Below are 18,545 nucleotides of genomic sequence, written 5' to 3' on the forward strand. Positions count from 1 at the left end.
TCAGGCGGTCCGCGCCTGGGACACGGCCACGGCATTGTCCAGCACCCATTGCAGCACGCCGTCGGCGTCTGGCTTGGGCACTGAAGCTACGGCGCAGGACGCGGCATTGCGGCAGGCGATGCCTTGGCCTTCATAGCCGGCGAACCACACGGCCTCGTAGGCGGCGATGGTTTGCAGTTGTTCGCCGCTGGCGCTGAGCAAGGCCTTGCTCAGCGGCTCCGTGAGGGCCTTGATCGCGGCGCGGTAGCCTGTCACCAACTGGATGAGATGCGTGTCGAGTTGGGCGCCGAGTTTGAGGGTGCGGGTTGCCTGCACAGCCTGCTCGTAGACCTCAAGCGTCTTGCCGACAAAGTAGTCGTTCTCCACCGCCGGGTTTTCCGTCGAGGCACGCTTGGCGAACGCCACCGCCAGCTCGCGGAACTCTTCGGCACTGAAGAATTCGTCCTGCAGGCCGAGGAACACCTTCACCGACAGCGGGATCGGCAGCGTCGCCAGCACCTCCAGCGGCAGTTCGGTGGCGTTGTGATCGGCGAACATCTGGCGAATGGTCGCTTCGGGGAAATCATCGCAACGGGCGAGCTGAATCACCCGGTCCACGGACATGGTGTAACTCATTGCGAGTTGCTCCTGGAAATGGTGTAGACGGCCGTGATGGTGTCCCCGGTTCCAGGGCTTGCCACGGAGTAGTTGTAAGCCGACGCGCCGCCGCCGTTGCCGATGACGTTGATCGCGTTGGTACCGTTCATGGTGAACGCCAGCACGAACTGGGTACCGTCATCGGCCTGGTAGGTGATCCTGCCGTCGGGGGTCTGGCCGTTGGCGATGAACACCGATACCGGCGAGGTGTTCGCGGCTACCTGGGTTGCCGGCGTGGTGTTCCAGTTCGCGCCGTTGAGGCTGTACGCGGGCTGATAGACCAGCACCAGCCTGACGTCGGTTTTCAGGTTGCCGGTACAGGTACGGTTGGGGGTTGGACTGCTGCCGCCGCCACTACTCATAAGCGTTCTCCATGATGGCCTTGCTGTGTGGGTGGGTCAGGATGCCGCGGCCAGAAGCGTGCCGGACAGGATGCCTGCCGAGACACGGCTGACCGTGTTTGGCAAAGCGGATAGGGTCGTGGCTGCCGCTGGCCAGGCCACGGCATTGCGCGTGGCGCCAACCGGGCCATTGCGGGTGGCGGCGGTGAGAAACACCGAGGCTTCGTCGCGCACGGCGCAGTTCAGGTCGAGGGCCGGAACCAGGCCGCTGCTGCGGACGTCCTCCAGGCCCTGCCACTGCCGTGCGCTGGTGACCTTGACGTGCTTGAGCGTGGTGCCTTGGGCGGCGAACACATGGATGAACTGGCCTTGCACCGCAGCGCCGGCGGCGAGGCAGTCGATCGCCGAGCCGTTGCTCAGGCCCAGTTGCGAAGTGACTTCGCTCCACTTGGCGTCCCAGGTATTGGCGCCGTTGCGCACACTCAGCCAGATGCCCTTGCTGCCCGAGGCGAACACGAACAACTGACCGTTTGCCACCGCGCAGGCGACGCGGGTGCAGCCGGCGGGCAGGCCGGTCGAGCTGATGGCCGAGAACGCACTCCAGGCGGCGCCAGAAGGCTGGCTGGCGAGCCAGACCTGGCTGCCGGACAACGCCGTGACGACCACTACCGCCCCGGCGAGTGTGGCGGCGATATCGGTGGGCACGCCCATGTTGCCGCTGGCCAGCGGGATCGGTTGCAGGCTTTCCCAGTTGCCGACCACGGTGGCGGAGTTGTGACCGATCACGCCGTTGGCCAGGGTGAACACGTAGAGCCGGCTGGCCAGGCTGGTGGTCGCCAATGCCTGGATCGGCGCAGGCTGCACCGGTGCGGACACTGCTTTCACCGCCGACCAGGCGCCGAGCCCGTTCTGGCTGGCCAGCCAGGACAGTCCGGTGGTCTGGTGATAGGGCGCGAAGGAATTGAGCAGTTCGTTGTAGCAAACCAGACAGAAGTCGGCGGCGGGGTCGCGCATCAGGCAGTTCTGGCTTGGCCGGTAGATGCCCTGGGCGTAATTGCCGCCGCCCTCGAAGGCGCCGACCATCCACGGTTGCCAGCCGCTGGCCGACGGGTTGGAGGGCAGGGCGGTGTAGCCGGGGGTGAGGTACTGCGCCCACTTCAGCGTGGCGGCGGCGAGGTTGGTGGTGAGGTTGGGGCTGCTGGGCTCGATGTCCGTGTATGTGCCGGGCTGGGCGGCGTACTCGACGCCGAGCCCGGCCGCCAGTTGGGCGATGGCCCGGGCCAGCAGCGCGACGTTGCCGCTGTCCAGGGTCAGGGTGCACTGGTTGCCGCCGAAACTGCCGCCGGCCACGCCGGTGTTGGCGATGACCACCGCCAGGTGCCAGGTGATCCCGGCAGCGTTCAGCGCGGCGTTCACCAGACTGGGGGAGGCCGCGATGCAACTGCTGGAATTGCCGTCGGCACAGGACACCGTGCCCAAGGCGTTGTTCACCGTGACCGGCGTACCGCAACCGGTGCCCGAGCCAATGCCCGACGCCGCCGAGACGGTATCGATCATGTAGACGTTGATTGCGTCGCTCAGGCGCCAGGAGATCGGGATGATGTCGCTGAGGCCAGCGAGCAACGTGGCCACTGCCTGGTGGAAGCCGGCGAGCTGCAAGGAGGTAAAGCCATCGCCGGTGATCGCGATGATGAAGCGTTTGCCATCGTCACCGTTGTCGACGATTTTCGTGCACGACGAATCCATTCGAATCACCCTCATCCATAAGGTCGAAAATTCTTACTGGCAAACGCGAATTGTTTTACTTCGGTGGCGGCATCCTGCTATCGCGTTTGAGCGCCCGTCAAGGCTGTTCAGAAAAATTTCATGGATACAAGATGGCCGTTTCACTGCTTTTTTTGGCTAAAAAGCCGGTGGTAGAGCGCTGGCGTGCGGATTGACGGGCTAGCACATCTGGCGTGCTTATCGCTGACCCGGATCAAAGCTTTGTGTGCATAGCAGGGCGTTTGGCGGTGAATGTTCAGTTGTCGGTGGTGGTTGGGGAGATTGAGTCGAGGCCGCCCGGTGCGTGCCGACGGTTTTTCTGCGCTCTGGAGATCGAGCGCCGCCCGCGCGGCGCTCGATCTCAAGCCCCCTGAAGCGCCACCGGCAGACGCCATACAGCCAACGCCTCAAGCTGCGGTCCTTGCACCCGCTGCCCCGGGGCTTCTAGCATGGCCGCTTTTCGCAAAGGAAACGCCGCATGCTGGCTTCGCTGTTCGCCGTTCTGGCGCCGGTCTTTATCGTGGCCGGTATCGGCTTTATCTGGGCGCGCAAGGGCCATGCCTATCCCACGGATTTCATCGCCAGCCTGGTGATGACCGTCGGCACGCCGTCGCTGGTGTTGTCCACCTTGCACCGGACCCGGCTCGACTCCGCCGCCTTCACCAGCATGGCCCTGGCCTGTGTGCTGTGCATGGTCGCCATGGCGGCGGTGGGCTATGCGGTCAGCCGTGCCTTTCGCCAGCACTGGCGGGTGCTGATGCCGGCGTTCATGTTTCCCAACACCGGCAACATGGGCTTGCCGGTGGCGCTGTACGCCTTCGGCGAGCAGGGCCTGGCCCTGGCGGTGGCGTTTTTCCTGACCCTGTCGAGCTTTCACTTCACCCTCGGTATCGCCCTGTCCGGTGGCGTCGCCTCGTTCCGCGCACTGCTGAAAAATCCGATCGTTATCAGCCTGGCGCTGGCATTGCCGGTGATCTTCTTCGATCTTGAACTGCCGCGCTGGCTGGGCAACACCGTCGACCTGCTGGGCGGCATGACCATCCCGCTGATGCTGCTGACCCTCGGCGTGTCGCTGGCCAGCATCCGTCCGCAGCACATCGGCAGCGGCATGCTGATCGGCGCCCTGCGCATCGTCATCGGTGCCGGGGTCGGCTGGGGCATCGGCGCGCTGCTCGACCTCGATCACCTGGCCCACGCCGTGCTGGTCATGCAGTCGGCGATGCCGGTGGCGGTGTTCAACTACCTGCTGGCGGTGCGTGCCAACCGCGCGCCGGAGCAGGTGGCGAATGTGGTGATGTGCTCGACGGTGCTGTCGTTCGTGTGGCTGCCGGTGGTGTTGGCGGGGTGGATGTAGGGCCCGCGCGGACCCTCAATCACTCACTGACTTTCTCCCGGCGTTGAGTCCGCCACCTGACCGCCTGGCAAAATCGACTGAACGTCTGCGTCCGCGAGGCGACCTAACCCTGTACCCACACACAGGAGTCACGCCATGCACGACAAACCGAGCGACGACCAAGGCCCGCATTCTTCGGAACATTCCAGCGGCAACGACGACCCGGGCTTCGACCCGGATTCCCCGGACCTCGACGATCCCCAGGTCGATCCAGCCGGCCCGGCCAAGGCACCGCTTGGCGGGCCGGGCAACCAGAGCGGCAAGCACGACTGAACCGCCATGCGCGCGCTGGCAGCGCGACGCACGGCGGACTTTCATGACGCTCGCCTCAGCCACCCGGACCCGGCAGGGTCGCCACGTGTGCTGAGGCGTTATCGCATGGCGCTGGTCAAGGCGTTGTCAGGTTCAGTATCCGCCACCGGGATCCAGGCATACCGCTGCCAGCTGCGTCGGCTTTGAGCGTATTGGTGGTTGTTCTGTTCAAGTAAAGATATTCCTGATTGCCCAAGGTTCTGAACTGGGCTGCAATTTCCTCCCAAGCATAGCCTTCGTGACACATTCTAAGCACCACATCCCTGATCAGACCCTCATTGCCTTTGGCCAGGCAAAGCGTCTGATTGGCCTTCAGCCGGATCAAGACCTTGTTTCCCGCCTGTACTTGCACCCATTGCTGATTGGGGTTGTTCTTGTCGCATCCCCAGAGCCCTACCGTTGTCTCCCCGGATAGCCCGTGGGAGTCCACGCACATAGACGTATTGTCCAGGCTTTGAATCTGGAACGCTCGAGACTGCCCATTGTAAGAGGCCATCATGGAAGCCTGCTGTAGCCACACCCGGGCCATGTCGGCGGTTTTGGCGTTACCCAGGGGGGCACCGTTTATGGAGCGGTTCGGCGTCGAGTAATACGGCAGGTCGTTGCCGCAGAGGATGGTGCGGTACGTCCCATCCGAGTGGCCAAACGCATAGCCGTCCTGACCTTCATTGCAATGGCTACCCGAGGCGTTATGGCCGACTTCATGGCGAAAAACCTTCACGTCGGTAACGTCATTGACGGTGTACCGACCGGGTTTTGATCCCCATCCAACGGCCGTGTCTTGCTCGGTGGGCATGAAAAAGCCAGCCACCAGACTGGACCGTGAGTAATTGGGAAATATTGAAGCCAGCGATGAGAGGGTTTCGCCGGTCACTGGATGGTTGGTCGGGGTCAAGGCGATCTCTCCCACGACCAGCCTGACGCCCGTCACGCCGGAGTTCCTCAGGCCTAAATTCACGGTTTCTAACTGCGCCAGTGTATGGGCTGTCGTGTCACCCACGTAATCGGCAGCGGCGCGTGAATAACCCATCAGCACGGTTATCTGGGTCTCGCCGTTGCGGTTATCCAGCGGTTCTTTCTGGGCATCGGCCCTGACTTGCTCCTGCGGGTCGAGCAGCGTGTCGTCTTTCAGATAGTCCTGTTTCTTCTGCTCATTAAAGGTCTGTGTGCCGTCCGCGTGGCCGAGCACGATGCCGCTGCGGTTCGAGGTGTTGACCAAGGCAAGGAAGCTGCCGTCGTCGCGGTTCACGATCACGAGGAAACCGTCTGGCTCGTCCCCATTGCGAACGAGATTGGCGCTGCTGAGGTGATAGCCCGGCAGCGATGTCCGAGGTTCCAGTTTCGGTGCTTTGACGCCCGCGAGCAGTGGCGAGGTCTTGGCCTCGGCACGGTTTTCGAGCAGCGCCGGAACGTCCAGAAAGTGGCCGCGTTCACGCGGGGTAGAGACGGTAGCAACGGTTTCGGAAGCGGCTCCGGATTCCGCGCACGCCAGTGAGAACCCGAGCAACAACACGATGCCCGCGAAGCGAATTCGCAGTTTTGATCTGTTCACGATAGTGTCCTGTTCGATGAGTGAAACAACTCATGAAAGTTCAGGAATGCCTAACGCAAACTTAAGGAACCCCTTTCACATATATAGATCCCGGTGTCTTGGCCCTCAAGTAAACCGGCAGTGTCTATATCGACTAATACCTTGTAATTACTGGTCTTCAGACTTCTGCTCCAACGCCCGCAACACCCACCCCATCTCCTCCATCACCGCAAAATGCCCCCCTTCGATCATGCGCAGGCGGAAGTCCCCACTGCTGACCCGCTCCCACGCCACCAGGGATTCATACCCCACCTGCGGATCATCGATGGCGCCAAACACCCGCACGGGAATGTCCAGCGGACGCGGATGCTGGTGCCGGTAGTCGAGGAGCAACGTCAGGTCCGCCTGCAGGATCGGCACGGCGATGTCCATCATCGCCCGGTTTTCCAGCACTTCGCGCGGGGTACCGGAGAGGTCGCTGAGGTAGTCGCGCAGGGCCTGGTCATTGAGTTCCGGCAAGCCGGCGCATGCCGGCAGCCAGTCCGGGCTCTGCCGCGATGACACCAGCAGCGCCACCGGCCGCCGCTCGCCCTCGGCCAGCAAGCGCCGCGCGGTTTCGTAGGCGAGCAGGGCGCCGAGGCTGTGGCCGAACAGCACCAGGGGTTTGTCTGGCAGCGCGCGGCATTGTTCGGCGAACTGCTCGGCCAGCGCGTCCACCGAGCGGGCGAAGGGTTCGCGCAGGCGGCGGGCGCGGCCTGGCAGTTCCACCGCGTACAACTCGCACAGCCCGGCCGCCGGTTTCTTCCACGGGAAGAAGCTTTGCGCGCTGCCGCCGGCGCAGTGAAAACAGACCAGGCTGAGCGGCGCCGCGGCGTCGCTCAGCCACTGCACCAGCGCCGGTTCAGCCGGCTTCATTGAGCAAGTCCAGTTCCGCCGCGAGGTAGAGCTGGCGCATCTTGCCGCGCTGGATCTTGCCGCTGGTGGTCTTGTGGATGCTAGTGGGCTGGACGAAGACGATGCGATTGAGGGTGATGCCGTGGTTGTCCACCACCGCGCTGCGCACCGCGGCCTTGAGCTGGCGCGGGTTGTCTTGCAGCCAGCGCTTGATTTCGCGGTTGAGTTCGATGGCGGCGACGATGGTCTGGCGCTGCTCTGCGTTGTCGTGGCTGAACACCGCGCAGCTTTGCGGGCGCACGTCCTTCAGGGCTTCGATCACGGTGTGCTCGATGTCTTCCGGGTGCAGGTTGCGCCCTTCGCAGATGATCAGGTCCTTGAGCCGGCCGCAAATGTACACCTGGCGGTCCTGTTCCTCGACGAAACCGAGGTCGCCGGTGCGCAGCCAGGTGTGTTCGCTGCCGTCGTCGAGCCGGGCGCGGAAACCGGCCTCGGTGGCCTCGGGGTTCTGCCAGTAGCCGCTGGCGATGGCCGGGCCGCGCAGCCAGATTTCACCGATGCGTCCCGCCTCGCGGCGCTGCCGCGTGGCCGGGTCGACCACCGCCACCTGCACTTCCCACGACGGCTCTCCACAGCCCACCAGAACCTGGGTCGCGGCCGGGTCGGCCGGTGCGCTGAGGCGCTGTTCCACGGCCAGGGTCAGCGGGTCGGCCTGCACCGAGCGCACTGGCTGGCCGTGGGGGCCGCCGCTGACGAACAGGGTGGCCTCGGCGAGTCCGTAGCAGGGCAGGAAGGCATTGGCGGAAAAGCCGTGGGCGCTGTAGCACTCGGCGAAACGTTGCAGGCTGGCCGGGCGGACCACGTCGGCGCCGTTGAGGGCGTGGCTCCAGTTCGACAGGTCGAGGCCCTCCAGGCGCCGGGCGTCGTAGCGTTCCACGGCGAGGTTGTAGGCGAAGTTCGGGCCGCCGGCCAGCCGCGCCTTGTAGCGGGCGATCGCCTGCAGCCAGATCAGCGGCTGCCGGACGAAGGTCGAGGGCGCCATGATCACCGTGTGGTTGCCCAGCACGATGGGCAGCAACTGGCCGAGGATCAGCCCCATGTCGTGGTGATGCGGCTGCCAGGTGACGAAGTCGCTGGTGTGATCCAGCGCCCAGGCGTCGCGCATCATGCGCAAATTGGCGCTGATATTGGCGTGGCTGACCATCACCCCCTTGGGCGCCGAGGTGGAGCCGGAGGTGTACTGCAGGAAGGCGATGTGCTGCGGGTCGCGGTCGTCCGGGCGCGACCACTGCACGTCGGCGTCGCAGGCGCCGGTCGGGCTGAGCATTGCCAGGTCCGCCGCGGCGCTGCCGGCGAACGCCTGGTGCAGCGCCGCGCGTTCGCTGTCGGCCACCAGCAGCAGGCGGCTGCCGCTGTCGTCGAGGATCTTCAGGCAGCGCTCGACCCGGCGCCGGGTCGGCAGGTTGACCGGCACGGCGATGCGTCCGGCCATCAGGCAGGCGAGGAAGCTGGCGATGAATTCCAGCCCCTGCGGAAAGAACAGCGCGATGCGTTCGCCCGGCTGGCTGTGCTCGCCCAACTGGCGGGCGATGGCGCTGGCGCGGCCGAGCAGTTGCCGGTAGGTCAGGCGCTGCTGTTCCTCGCCGTTGTCGTCGAGCAGGGTGAACAGCACTTTGTCCGGGTGCAGGCGCGCGCGCAGCGCGAGGCTGTCGTGGATCGCCAGGCTGCCGGTGGCCGAGGCCAGTTCCTGGGGGCTCAGGCAGGTCTTGTCAAACATGCGCGGATTCCTCGCGGTTGGCCTGGCTGACGATCTCGGCGATGGCCGCCGCCAGTTCGCTGATGCTCGGGTGTTCGAAGACCAGGGTCGGCCACAGGCGCACGCCGAAGTGTTCTTCGAGGCTGCCGATCAGGCGGGTGCCGACCAGCGAACCGACGCCCAGGGCGCCCAGCGGCGTGTGCAGGTCGATCTCGTCTTCCGGCAGGTCCGCTTCCTTGCAGATGAAGTCACTGATATGGGTTTGCAGGCGTTCGGTCAGGCTCATGGGCGTGTCCTTGAAGGTGCGTCGTTGGCAACGGGGCACAGCAAGTCGAGCAACTGTGCCGCGGGTAAGGGAACCGCGAGGTCCGGGGCGTGCTGCCGGCGCCAGTGGTTGAACAGCCAGAGCGAGGCATCGCCGCGCAAGTGCGCCTCGCGCGCTGTGTTTTGCATGCGCGCGTGCAGGGCGCGCCGGCCTTCGCCACTGTCGCCGTCGTCGCTCAGGTAGAAAGCCTGGGCGATCTCGTTTTGTGCCTGGGCGGCGCGGTCGAGCACGTAGCCTTGGCTGCGGCTGTGCAGCTCGGGGTAGCGCCAGTCGCTCAGCCACTGGTGCGCCTGGCGATCCATTCGCGCCAATTGCTGCTGGCATGACGCCGACACGGCGGCCTCGGCGGCGAGCAGGAACACCGCGCCGGGGGCGATGAAATCCACCCCCAATTCGAACATCGCCCGGGCACTGCTGGCGCTGCCAATCAGGCCCGCAGCGCCGATCAGCGGGCGACGAATCTGGCGTTCGCGCCGGGCCAGGGCTTCCAGCAACAGCGGCAGGTGGTGGTCGGCGGCGATCAGCAAGGCGTCGGCGTGGGCGAGGCCGGCATCGAGGTCGCATTGGTGTTCCAGGCGCACCAGCCAGTGCACCGCCGGCCAGCGTTCGCGCAATTGCGCGGTCAACTGGTGGGCGGCGATTTCGATACAACCGATGCCCAGCCCGGCGACCTCGGCCAGCCGCGCCGTACCGCCGAGGCGGACGCCAAAGCGGCCGCGCAAACGCGGGTTGGCGTTGTAGCGCTCCAGGGTTTCACGCAGGCGCGCATCATCCAGATCATCGGCGTCCAGCAGGCCCATGGCGCCGTGGCGGGCGAGTTCGAGCAGCAGCGCTTCGCCGCCGAGGTCCGGGGGCAGCGCCGCCACCAGCAGCGGGCGTTCGCGCACCGCTCGCGGCGGTGGCGGCGGGATCGGCGCGTGCTCGCGGATGTCCTTGAGCATGCCGGCGAGGATCGGCGGCTGGCCGATTTCGATGAATTCCTCGACGCCGGCGCCCAGCAGGTGTTGCACCACCTGTTGCCATTGCACCGGGTGGCTGAGGTGGCGCGAAAGGGCATCCACCAGGCCGTCGCGGCGGTGCGGGCGGGCGTCGATATTGGCGATCACCGGGAACGCCGGCTCGCGAAACTGGTGGCTGACGCTGCGCAGGAACTCGCGGAACCCGCGCTCCGCCGCCGCCATGTGCGGCGTGTGGAACGGCCCGCTGACCTTCAGCGCCAGGGCGCGGATCCCCCGGCCGGCGGACAGCGTCAGCAGGTGGTCGAGGGCGGTGTGCGCGCCGCCGACGATGATCTGCCGCGGGCTGTTGATGTTGGCGATGGCCAGGCCGCTGTCCGGCAGCTCCGCCAGCAGGTGGCGGACCTGCTGCTCATCGTGGCCGAGCACCGCCACCAGCCCACCGTCCTCGACCTCGGCCATCAGCCGCGCGCGCTCGACGACGATGCGCAGGCCGAGGACGAAATCCAGCACCCCGGCGGCGGTCAGCGCGGCATATTCGCCGACGCTGTGGCCGGCGGCGAACTGCGCCGTGGCGCCGTCTTCCCGCGCCGCCAGCCAGCCCAGCCAGGACACCACATAGATGGCCGGCTGGGTGTAGCGGGTCTGGTTCAGGTGCTGGTCGGGGTCTTCCAGGCACAGGCGCTCGATGGAATAACCGAGCACCCGGTCGGCCTCGGCCACCAGCGCCGGAAAGCGCGGGAACAGCGCTGCGCCCATGCCCTTGCGCTGGCTGCCCTGGCCCTGGAACAGCCAGGCGTTCATGCGCTCACCCGGCTTAGAGCCCGCGCAATGGCGCGCATCGCCAGGCCCTCCAGGCGCAGGACGCAGCGGCCATCGGCGTTGCTCAGGCTGACGGCGAATTCGTCAGCGTGGCGGACGATGCCCAGGTGCCGGGCGCCGGGCAGCGCCTCGGGATCGAGGGCTAACTGGCGAATGCTGAACGGCAGGCACGGCGTCGGCGCCTGGCCGAGCACTGCCGGCGCGGCGCACAGGCTGGCCAGCAGCGCCGCCCAGAACGGCAAGTCATCCACGCCCTGGCAGCCGAAGGCGAGGCTGGCGTGCAGGCTGTTCGGCGTGCTGCGCAGGTCTTGCAGGGCGCGGCCGATGGCGCTGTAGCCCAGGCCCTGTTCGGCGAGGCTGGCATACAACGCCTTGGCCGCCAGAGTGGTGGTGCCGGCCTGGGGTTGCAGCGCGGCGGGCATCGGCGCCGGCTCGCTGCGTTGCACTTGCAGCAACACCTGCTCGCCCTGGCTGACCTGCCAGTACGGCTCGGCCAGGGTGAAGCGCAGCGTCTCGGTGCTGTCCAACTCTTGCGGCGGGCCGAAGCGCAGGTCGCGCCAGGCCAGCGCTTCAACAGGATTCTGCCGTAGCGCCTGGCCGATCAGTCCGGCCAGCGCCATGACCGAGCCGGGCAGGGCGGTCGCGTTTTCCCACGTCGCGAGCCAGGCCTGCGCCGCGTTCGGCGTGGCCCGCGACGCCGCAGTGAACGCCGGGGTGTACCAGACCCGCTCCAGGCGCCAGGGATAAGCCGGCAGCGGGATCTTGGCGGGGCGCGGCCGTTCGCCGTACACGCTGGCCCAGTCCGGGCTGGGCACTTTGCTGCTGGCCCAATGCGCGGCCCACTGCGCCAGTTGCCCGGCGCCTGTCGGGGCGGCGACGGCTGTTCCGGCGACGCTGCACAGCAGCCCGTGGTGATGACCGTCGAGGAAATCGCGCAGGCGCTGGAACAACTGATCGCGACTGTCGGCGACGAACGCGAGGCGTTTGGGCATGGCGTCGCGGCCCTCCTGCAGGGTGCGGGCGATACTGGCGAGGCTGGCGTTGGCCAGGTGCGCGGCGGGCAGGGCGGCAAAGCTGTCGAGGCGCGGTTCGGCGGGCGCTTGGGGCTGGGCTTCGGTGGCCAGCCGCTGCGCCACCTCTTCAAGACTCACCGCGCCGCGCCAGGCGTCGATCGGCACGTCCAGTTGCAGGGCGTCGAGCACTTGCTCCAGGCAGCCGACGAAGTAGCCGGCGTCGACATTCAAGGCCGCCAGCCGGGTCGGCGCGGTGTCGCTTGTCGGCATCAGCCCGAGCAGGTCGCGCAGGCGTTCGAGCACGGCCTGGCGCAGTGCCGCGTTGCCCGCCGCGCCAGTCTCGGCGAAGGCGTCGAGCAACTGGCGGGCGCGGGCGCGCAGGCCGGCGTCGTCCTTGGCCGACAGCAGGATCAGGCACGGTTGGTCGTCAGCGTTCGCCAGCTCGGGCGCGGCGGCGGCGCGCAACACCACATGGGCGTTGACCCCGCCAAAGCCGAACGCGCTGACCCCCGCCAGCAGCGGCTCGCCTGGGTTTTGCGCCAGCGCGGCGGTGCCGCTGGCGAGCTGGAAGGGGCTGTCGTCGAGGTTGATCTGCGGGTTGAGTTGGCGGTGATGCAGGTTGCCGACCTGTTGCCGGTGGTGCAGGCACAGCAGGCTTTTGATCACCGAGGCAATTCCGGCGGCGGCTTCCAGGTGACCGATCTGGCTTTTCAGCGCGCCCAGCACGATCGGCGCGCCGTCGCCCGCGGGCACGGCCTTTTTCAGCGCGTTGATTTCGATCGGATCGCCCAGCGGCGTGCCGGTGCCGTGGGTTTCGATCAGCCGCGCCTGGCGTGGCGAATAAGCGGCCTGCGCCCAGGCTTGCTGGATCACTTCGCTCTGCGCCTTGGGGTTGGGCGCGGTAAAGCTGTGGGCCCGCCCGCCGTGGTTTTGCGCGCTGCCGAGCACCTCGCCGTAAACGTAGTCGCCGTTGGCCCGGGCCGCGTCGAGCGAGGTCAGCACCAGCGCCGCGACGCCTTCGCCGCGCACATAGCCGTCGGCGTCGGCGGAGAAGGTCTGGCAGTGCCCGGCATGGCTGAGCATGCCGGCCTTGGCGAAGGCGATGAACAGCTCGGGGCCGAGGAGCAAATTGACCCCGCCGACGATCGCCACGTCGCACTCGCCGCCCCGCAGGGCCTGGCTGGCCCGGTGCAGCGCCACCAGCGAGCTGGAGCAGGCGGTGTCGATGCTTTCGCTGGGGCCGTGCAGGTCCAGGCAGTACGACACCCGGTTGGCGATGGCGGTGAGGGCGATGCCGGTGCCGCGCCAGGCATCGCTGGGCACGCCGTCGCGGCGCATCAGCGTCGGGTAGTCGGCGTGGCCGACCCCGACGAACACCCCGACCCGGCGCTGCGCCAGGTGCGCCGGCGCGTAGCCGGCGTCTTCCAGCGCGGCCCAGGCGCATTGCAGGAACAGCCGCTGTTGCGGGTCCATGCTCTGCGCTTCGCGGGGCAGGATGCCGAAGAAGCGTCCGTCGAAGCGGTCGACATGCTCGATGAAACCGCCGCGCTGGCAATAGCTGGTGTCTTCGCCGGCATTCAGTTCGCTGTCGTAGTCGCGCCAGTTCCAGCGCGCGTCCGGCACCTGGCGCACGGCATCGCCGCCGTCGCGCAGCAGGTGCCAGAACGCGCGCAGGTCCGGGGCGCCGGGAAAACGCCCGGACATACCGACCACGGCCAGGGCCGGTGCGCTTATCCCTGGCATGGATCGCTCTCCACGGCACTCGCCTGCGGCTGGGCCAGCGCGCTCAGCGCGTCGTACGCGTAGGCCTGGACCAGCAGCGGGCTGACGTTGCCGGTGGCCGTGGCGCGGTCGCGGCCCTGGCGCAGCTCTTTGGCCAGGTAGTGCAGGTAGGTCGGGCCGTGCATTTCGTAGTTGTTGCGCGGCGTGGCGAGGAATTCGCGCTCGATCACCTTGCGCTCGGCGGCGATGTGCTGGCGCTCGCTGTCCGGCTCGGGGCGCAGGTACTGGCCGGCGAAGTAGTCGGCGGTCAGTTCGGCCTGGCGCTCCATCATGTCGAGGAAGCCCCAGGTCACTGCCTGGAACAGGCCGATAAAGGCCAGGTTCGGCACCTCCGGCAGGAAGATCCGCTGGAACAGCGGGATGCGGTTTTCCTCGACCTTGAGCAGCTCGGCCGGCAGGAACGGGAAGTCGGTGTGGTAGCCGGTGGCGTAGATCACCGCGTCCACGTCGAGCTGGCTGCCATCGACGAAATGCACGGTGTTGCCGTCGATGCGCTGCACCTGCGGCACCACCTTGAGCTTGCCGTCGCCGACGCGGTTGGCGAAGTTTTCCGAGAGGGTCGGCAGGCTCGACATCATCAGGTGGTCGGGCTTGGGCATGCCCAGTTGCTTGCGCTTGGCGATCAGCGCCTTGTACAGGCCGGTGAACATCAGGCCGCTGAGCGGGTAGGGCAGGATTTTCTTCACCCACCAGTCATTCAGGCAGCCCATGACCTTGTCGATGCGGATGCCGAACAGGTAGTGCGGCAGCACGTAGACGCCGCGGCGCAGCGACAGGTAGGTCATGCGCGCGTCATGGCTGACGTCCACGGCGATCTGCGCGCCGCTGTTGCCGACGCCGACCACCATCACCTGCTTGTCCTGGTAGCCATGGCGGTAGCGGTACTGCTGCGAGTGGATGGCGTCGATGCGGGTGTCGGCGGCGTAGTCGGGGAAGTTGGGCGTGTTGTGGTGCCCGTTGGCGACCACCAGGGCGTCGTAGTGACGGACCTCGCCGGAGCCGAGGGTCACTCGCCAGACACCGTCCGGCAGGCGTTCGGTGCGTTGCACCGGGCAGTCGAGGTGGATCGAATCACGCAGCTCGAAGTGCTCGACGAAGCTGTCCAGGTAGGCGTGCACCTGGCGGTGCGAGGGAAAGTCCGGGTAATGCCGGGGCATCGGGAAATCGCTGAACTGGTACAGGCCCTTGGGCGTGTTCATGTTCATGCTGTGCCACACCGAGGTGTGCTGCCCGCTGTGGTCGAAGGCCCAGATGCCGCCGATACGGTCGCGGCGGTCGAAGCAGTCGAAGGCGATGCCCTTGCGCTTGAGCGCGCGGGCCATGGACAGGCCGCCGACCCCGGCGCCGATGATGCAGACCATCGGCCCGCGGCCCTGCAACGGACGGAGGGAAGCCACGCCGGGTTCGGCGGGGCGCGACGGGTTGACGCGGGTGTGCTCAGTCACAGCGTGGCTCCTTTTTTTTTTGCCGGAATCAGCCCGGCGAGAAAGTCGGCGGTGCGCGAGTCGCCCAGGCGCCGGTTGTGCACGGCGCAGTCCTGGAGCACGCCATCGATGCCGCGGACCAGGGCCCGGCGCAGGTTGGCGAGCATCAGGTCGATGGCGTCGCGGTCGATCGTCAGCGGAGGCAGGTAACGCAGGCAGTTGTTGTAGATCGGGCACACGGCGGCGGCGACGCCACCTTGCGGGTCGCGCAGCAGGCTGCCCCAGAGCAGGTAGCCGAAGCTGCGCTCGACAAAGGCCGGGGTGTCGCGCAGGTCCAGTTCGACGGTGAGCAGCAGGCCTTCGCCGCGCACGCCGCTGATCAACGGGAACTCCCGTTGCAGCGCCAACAGGCCCTGCTTGAAGTACTCGCCCTGGTCGCGGGCGTGGGCGAGGCCGGCGTCGCGGGCGATGGCGCGCAGGCAATTGAGCGCCAGGTGGGCGCACAACTGATTGACCCCGCGGGTCTGCAAATCCAGCAGGCGTTCGGGCTGGCGTTGCGCGGCGCGCTGCCCCAGCGCCTCGCGGTAAAGCACCACGCCCATGGGCAGCAGGCTGTCGCACAGGGCGCTGCCGAGGGCGACGATATCCGGCCGCGACACCTGCGTCTGGCTGTGCAGGAAGTCGCCAGTGGCGAGGTTGGTCTGGGTTTCATCGACGCCCACCCGGTAGCCACCGGCCTCGCGGTGGCGTTCGACCAGGGCGATCAATGCCGGCGGAATCGGCCGCGAAGCGTTGGCGTCGACCTGCAGGGTTTCGAACCAGACCAGCGCGACCTCGCCGCTGAGCAGGTGCGCTTGCAGTTGCTCCTCCGCGTCCGCCGCCTGCGGGTCGATAAACAGGGTATTGGCATGCAGCGGTTCGAACGGCTGGCGGAAGATATCGAAGGTTTCGTTGCGCGAAGCCGCCGCGCTGAGCATCGAGAATCCCAGCCCGCCGCTGAAGCAAAGGAGCTTGCGGCGCTCGCCAGGCGCGCCGAGCAGGCCGAGGGTCAGGGCCGCTTCCACCGCCGTGACTGTGCTCGACGCCGGCAGCGCCAGGGGCAGGCCGGTCTGTTCGGCGAGCAATTGGGTCAGTTCGCCCCAGTAGTCGTGGCGCGGGTCGTGTTTGCCGGCCACCTGTTCGACCACATCCGCCGGGTTGAGGCCGCGCGGGCAGGTGCCGACATTGACGAAGCAATCGATGATGTCCCGCGACGGTTCGCCATCCACCCGCAGCCGCGAACGCACGCCATGGGCTTCGTAGAACCGCGCGTCGAAGCCGTACATGCGGGCGATGCGGGCGTAACCGCTGTTGCCGTAGCGCAGGTGCGTTTGAAAGGTGGCTTCGCTGCTCGACTCGATACGACGCAACTGACGCAGCAGCGGGCCGTGCAGCTCGCCGGCGAACTGCTGCGTCAGGTGCTCGACCGCCAGCCGCAGCGGCAGGCCGAAGTTGCTCATCACATGGCGCACATAGCTTTCGTTGGGCGTCATCAGCCAGGGGTTCTTCACCCGCTCATGCACCAGGCACGCGCCGAGCGGCGCCTGGAAACCGCTGATGCCTTCGCCGAAGACCAGCAAATCCGGGCTTTCGCGCAGGGCCGCCAGCGACCAGTCGCCCGCCCCGCGGCAGTGTTCGACGAACACACTGAGTATGCCGCTGCCGGCAAGCTGCGCGATCAGCGCATCGCAGGCGTCCGGGCTGGCATCGGCGGCCTCGATACAGGCCACCGCCGCCAGTTGTTGCGGGCCCAGGCGGGCGAGCAGCGTCCGCGCTTCGGCGAGGCTGGCGACCACCCGCACGCCGGGGACCAGCGCCTGCGCGTCGGCGCCTTGCAGCGGGTTGAAGTACCGCGTCCAGTAGCCGCTGGCATCCACCAGCAACAACCCGGCCTCGCCGTCCGGGGTGCGATTGCGCGCGTGGTGGCGGGCCACGCGCAGGGCGGCGTCGAGGGCTTCTTCCAGCGAGGTCAGAAAGTAGCTGCGGTAGTCACCGGCTTCGCGCTTGCCGCGCTGGCCCAGGTGATTGAGCAGCAACGCGGTCTGCGCTGCGGGGGCCGAGAGAATCGCGCAATGGCCCTGGTCGCCCTGACGCACATAGTCGCTGAGGGTTTCCAGGGTCTGCGCGCTGGCCGGCTGGAACACCCCGGGGCGCGGACGTGGCGTCGGAGTGCCCGGAGCCGGCAGTCCGGTGAGGAATTCCAGCAGCAGGCGGTTGTAGTGTTCGTGGTGGGTGAAGCCCAGCAGGTGGCCGGCGCCGGCCACTTCGATCAGCTCGGCGTGGGGCATGGCCTCGGCGATCAGCGCCGAGTAGGCGGGCGGCTGGTAGGCGTCGTCGCTACCGCAGATGATCCGGCACGGACAGCGCAGTGCCGGCAGGCGCGGGCGCAGGTCGAAATCGCCGATCACCTGTTGATAGGCCGGCAGCGCCGGCATGTTCCAGCCGCGATTGAGGGTCATGAAGCGCGGGCTCTTTTGCAGCTCGCGCATCAGCACCGGGAAGTTCGACGCGCCTTCGCTGAACGGCGAACTGACGGTGATGCACAGCCCGGCGCAGCGCTCGGGGTGGGCGAGGGCGAACGCCTGGGCGAGGACGCCGCCGAAGGAGTAGCCGATCACCGGCAGCGGGGCGCTGATGCCGAGCTGGTCGAGCAGGTCGGTGAGGTCGGCGACCAGGTGCGCGATATCGAAGGTGTCCGGCAGCTCGGCTGCGTCGCAGCCGGGCAGGTGGAACATGATCAGCCGGTGCTGTTCACCGAGGGCCTGCAGTTGCAGGCGCCACATCACGTCGTACGGCATGACCAAACCGCCCAGCAGCAGGACGGGTGTGCCCTGGCCGTAAGTGGCGCATTCCAGGCGCGGGGCGGTGGGGCGCTGGAACTGGATGCGAGTGGCCTGGCGGCAGGTGAGGAGGTGGTGATCGAGCAGGGATTGGGTGGGTTCCTGTTGGGGGGATTCTTGCCAGAGGGCTTCGATTGACAAGGCGGCACCGCCAGACGCGGCGACCCCCTCTTCCTCTGTAGGAGCGAGCTTGCTCGCGATGGGCTGCGAAGCGGCCCCAAAACCGGACGGCGTGATTTCCGAGGTGACAAATGGAGTTGGCATCACCGTTTGTTTTTGAGGTTTGGGGTCTGTTGTGGCGGGAGTTGGGACCGCGTTGCGGTCCTTCGCGAGCAAGCTCGCTCCTACAGGGGGCAGTGATCTGTAGTGGTTTTCCAGGTGTGGCCGGTGACCTGCCAGCAGATACCCGCAGAAACTCTGGAGATCCTGGAACTCGAAGAACACCGTCGGCGGGACGGTGATGCCGAATCGTTGGGTGAACAGCGTGCCGATTTCGGTCGAGGCGATGGAGTCCAGGCCGTAGTCCATCAGCGGCCGGGTCGGCGAGAAGTCTTCGGGGGCGATCTTCAGTACGCCCAGCAGCAGTTCGCGCAGATCCTCCAGCAAGCGGGCTTCCAGCGTCGGCGGTGTGTCGAGGCTGTCGAGCAGGCGCAGCGCGTCAAGGGCGCTCAGTTCGTTGGCAGGGGGCAGGTGGGTCGGCTGGTTCATGGTCGAGCC

General features: G+C 67.1%; 13 protein-coding genes. 2 read left to right on the forward strand and 11 right to left on the reverse strand.

The genetic code is table 11. The features are described 5' to 3' along the window. The 3 genes from NTD88_RS08935 to NTD88_RS08945 are packed head-to-tail and all read right to left on the reverse strand — an operon-like array spanning position 1 to position 2,723. Positions 1 to 615, reverse strand: coding sequence for a hypothetical protein (locus NTD88_RS08935; protein ID WP_262130053.1), 615 nt, complete (start codon positions 613 to 615; stop codon positions 1 to 3). Further along, a complete protein-coding gene (locus tag NTD88_RS08940) occupies positions 612 to 998 on the reverse strand; it encodes a hypothetical protein (protein ID WP_262155088.1) in 387 nt (128 codons plus the stop codon). Before NTD88_RS08940 ends, NTD88_RS08935 begins: the two co-directional genes overlap by 4 nt. A gap of 36 nt (positions 999 to 1,034) precedes the next feature. Further along, positions 1,035 to 2,723: a M64 family metallopeptidase gene (locus tag NTD88_RS08945; RefSeq protein ID WP_262155089.1), complete on the reverse strand. Its 1,689-nt coding sequence runs from the start codon at positions 2,721 to 2,723 to the stop codon at positions 1,035 to 1,037. A gap of 496 nt (positions 2,724 to 3,219) precedes the next feature. Between NTD88_RS08945 and NTD88_RS08950 the strand changes: the two genes are divergently transcribed. Both NTD88_RS08950 and NTD88_RS08955 read left to right on the forward strand, forming a co-directional pair. Beyond that, positions 3,220 to 4,095, forward strand: a complete 876-nt coding sequence (locus NTD88_RS08950; RefSeq protein WP_262155090.1) for an AEC family transporter — start codon at positions 3,220 to 3,222, stop codon at positions 4,093 to 4,095. 135 nt (positions 4,096 to 4,230) lie between these two features. Next, a complete protein-coding gene (locus NTD88_RS08955; RefSeq protein ID WP_177454477.1) occupies positions 4,231 to 4,407 on the forward strand; it encodes a DUF6021 family protein in 177 nt (58 codons plus the stop codon). Between the two features lie 115 nt (positions 4,408 to 4,522). Here NTD88_RS08955 and NTD88_RS08960 read toward each other — a convergent pair whose 3' ends face one another. The 8 genes from NTD88_RS08960 to NTD88_RS08995 all read right to left on the reverse strand — a co-directional run bounded on the left by NTD88_RS08960 (position 4,523) and on the right by NTD88_RS08995 (position 18,536). Next, entirely contained in the window at positions 4,523 to 5,998 is a 1,476-nt protein-coding gene (locus NTD88_RS08960; RefSeq protein ID WP_262155091.1) for a ricin-type beta-trefoil lectin domain protein, read from the reverse strand. A 147-nt stretch (positions 5,999 to 6,145) separates the two neighbouring features. Continuing rightward, on the reverse strand, positions 6,146 to 6,892 hold the full coding sequence (locus NTD88_RS08965; protein WP_262155092.1) for a thioesterase II family protein: 747 nt from the start codon (positions 6,890 to 6,892) through the stop codon (positions 6,146 to 6,148). Continuing rightward, a complete protein-coding gene (locus tag NTD88_RS08970; RefSeq protein ID WP_262155093.1) occupies positions 6,879 to 8,648 on the reverse strand; it encodes a fatty acyl-AMP ligase in 1,770 nt (589 codons plus the stop codon). Before NTD88_RS08970 ends, NTD88_RS08965 begins: the two co-directional genes overlap by 14 nt. Further along, positions 8,641 to 8,913 carry an acyl carrier protein gene (locus NTD88_RS08975; RefSeq protein WP_262155094.1) on the reverse strand — a complete coding sequence of 91 codons (273 nt, stop codon included), beginning with the start codon at positions 8,911 to 8,913 and terminating at the stop codon, positions 8,641 to 8,643. Before NTD88_RS08975 ends, NTD88_RS08970 begins: the two co-directional genes overlap by 8 nt. Beyond that, the gene (locus NTD88_RS08980; protein WP_262155095.1) at positions 8,910 to 10,712 is read right to left on the reverse strand and encodes an acyltransferase domain-containing protein; all 1,803 of its coding nucleotides are present in this window, start codon (positions 10,710 to 10,712) and stop codon (positions 8,910 to 8,912) included. Before NTD88_RS08980 ends, NTD88_RS08975 begins: the two co-directional genes overlap by 4 nt. Further along, positions 10,709 to 13,486, reverse strand: coding sequence for a beta-ketoacyl synthase N-terminal-like domain-containing protein (locus NTD88_RS08985; RefSeq protein ID WP_262155096.1), 2,778 nt, complete (start codon positions 13,484 to 13,486; stop codon positions 10,709 to 10,711). The genes NTD88_RS08980 and NTD88_RS08985 overlap by 4 nt, the downstream gene beginning before the upstream one ends. Continuing rightward, entirely contained in the window at positions 13,474 to 14,970 is a 1,497-nt protein-coding gene (locus tag NTD88_RS08990) for a flavin-containing monooxygenase (protein ID WP_095158793.1), read from the reverse strand. Before NTD88_RS08990 ends, NTD88_RS08985 begins: the two co-directional genes overlap by 13 nt. Continuing rightward, on the reverse strand, positions 14,967 to 18,536 hold the full coding sequence (locus NTD88_RS08995) for an alpha/beta fold hydrolase (RefSeq protein ID WP_262155097.1): 3,570 nt from the start codon (positions 18,534 to 18,536) through the stop codon (positions 14,967 to 14,969). The genes NTD88_RS08990 and NTD88_RS08995 overlap by 4 nt, the downstream gene beginning before the upstream one ends. Positions 18,537 to 18,545 lie beyond the last annotated feature (9 nt).

Source organism: Pseudomonas sp. 20P_3.2_Bac5, from assembly GCF_025466035.1.
Classification (GTDB): Bacteria; Pseudomonadota; Gammaproteobacteria; order Pseudomonadales; family Pseudomonadaceae; genus Aquipseudomonas.

Excerpts from the sequence above, each read along its gene's own strand:
- NTD88_RS08995 (WP_262155097.1), bottom strand. The coding sequence starts at position 18,536 with ATGAACCAGCCGACCCACCTGCCCCCTGCCAACGAACTGAGCGCCCTT.
- NTD88_RS08950 (WP_262155090.1), top strand. The coding sequence starts at position 3,220 with ATGCTGGCTTCGCTGTTCGCCGTTCTGGCGCCGGTCTTTATCGTGGCC.
- NTD88_RS08945 (WP_262155089.1), bottom strand. The coding sequence starts at position 2,723 with ATGGATTCGTCGTGCACGAAAATCGTCGACAACGGTGACGATGGCAAA.
- NTD88_RS08955 (WP_177454477.1), top strand. The coding sequence starts at position 4,231 with ATGCACGACAAACCGAGCGACGACCAAGGCCCGCATTCTTCGGAACAT.
- NTD88_RS08970 (WP_262155093.1), bottom strand. The coding sequence starts at position 8,648 with ATGTTTGACAAGACCTGCCTGAGCCCCCAGGAACTGGCCTCGGCCACC.
- NTD88_RS08985 (WP_262155096.1), bottom strand. The coding sequence starts at position 13,486 with ATGCCAGGGATAAGCGCACCGGCCCTGGCCGTGGTCGGTATGTCCGGG.
- NTD88_RS08940 (WP_262155088.1), bottom strand. The coding sequence starts at position 998 with ATGAGTAGTGGCGGCGGCAGCAGTCCAACCCCCAACCGTACCTGTACC.
- NTD88_RS08975 (WP_262155094.1), bottom strand. The coding sequence starts at position 8,913 with ATGAGCCTGACCGAACGCCTGCAAACCCATATCAGTGACTTCATCTGC.
- NTD88_RS08965 (WP_262155092.1), bottom strand. The coding sequence starts at position 6,892 with ATGAAGCCGGCTGAACCGGCGCTGGTGCAGTGGCTGAGCGACGCCGCG.
- NTD88_RS08935 (WP_262130053.1), bottom strand. The coding sequence starts at position 615 with ATGAGTTACACCATGTCCGTGGACCGGGTGATTCAGCTCGCCCGTTGC.
- NTD88_RS08980 (WP_262155095.1), bottom strand. The coding sequence starts at position 10,712 with ATGAACGCCTGGCTGTTCCAGGGCCAGGGCAGCCAGCGCAAGGGCATG.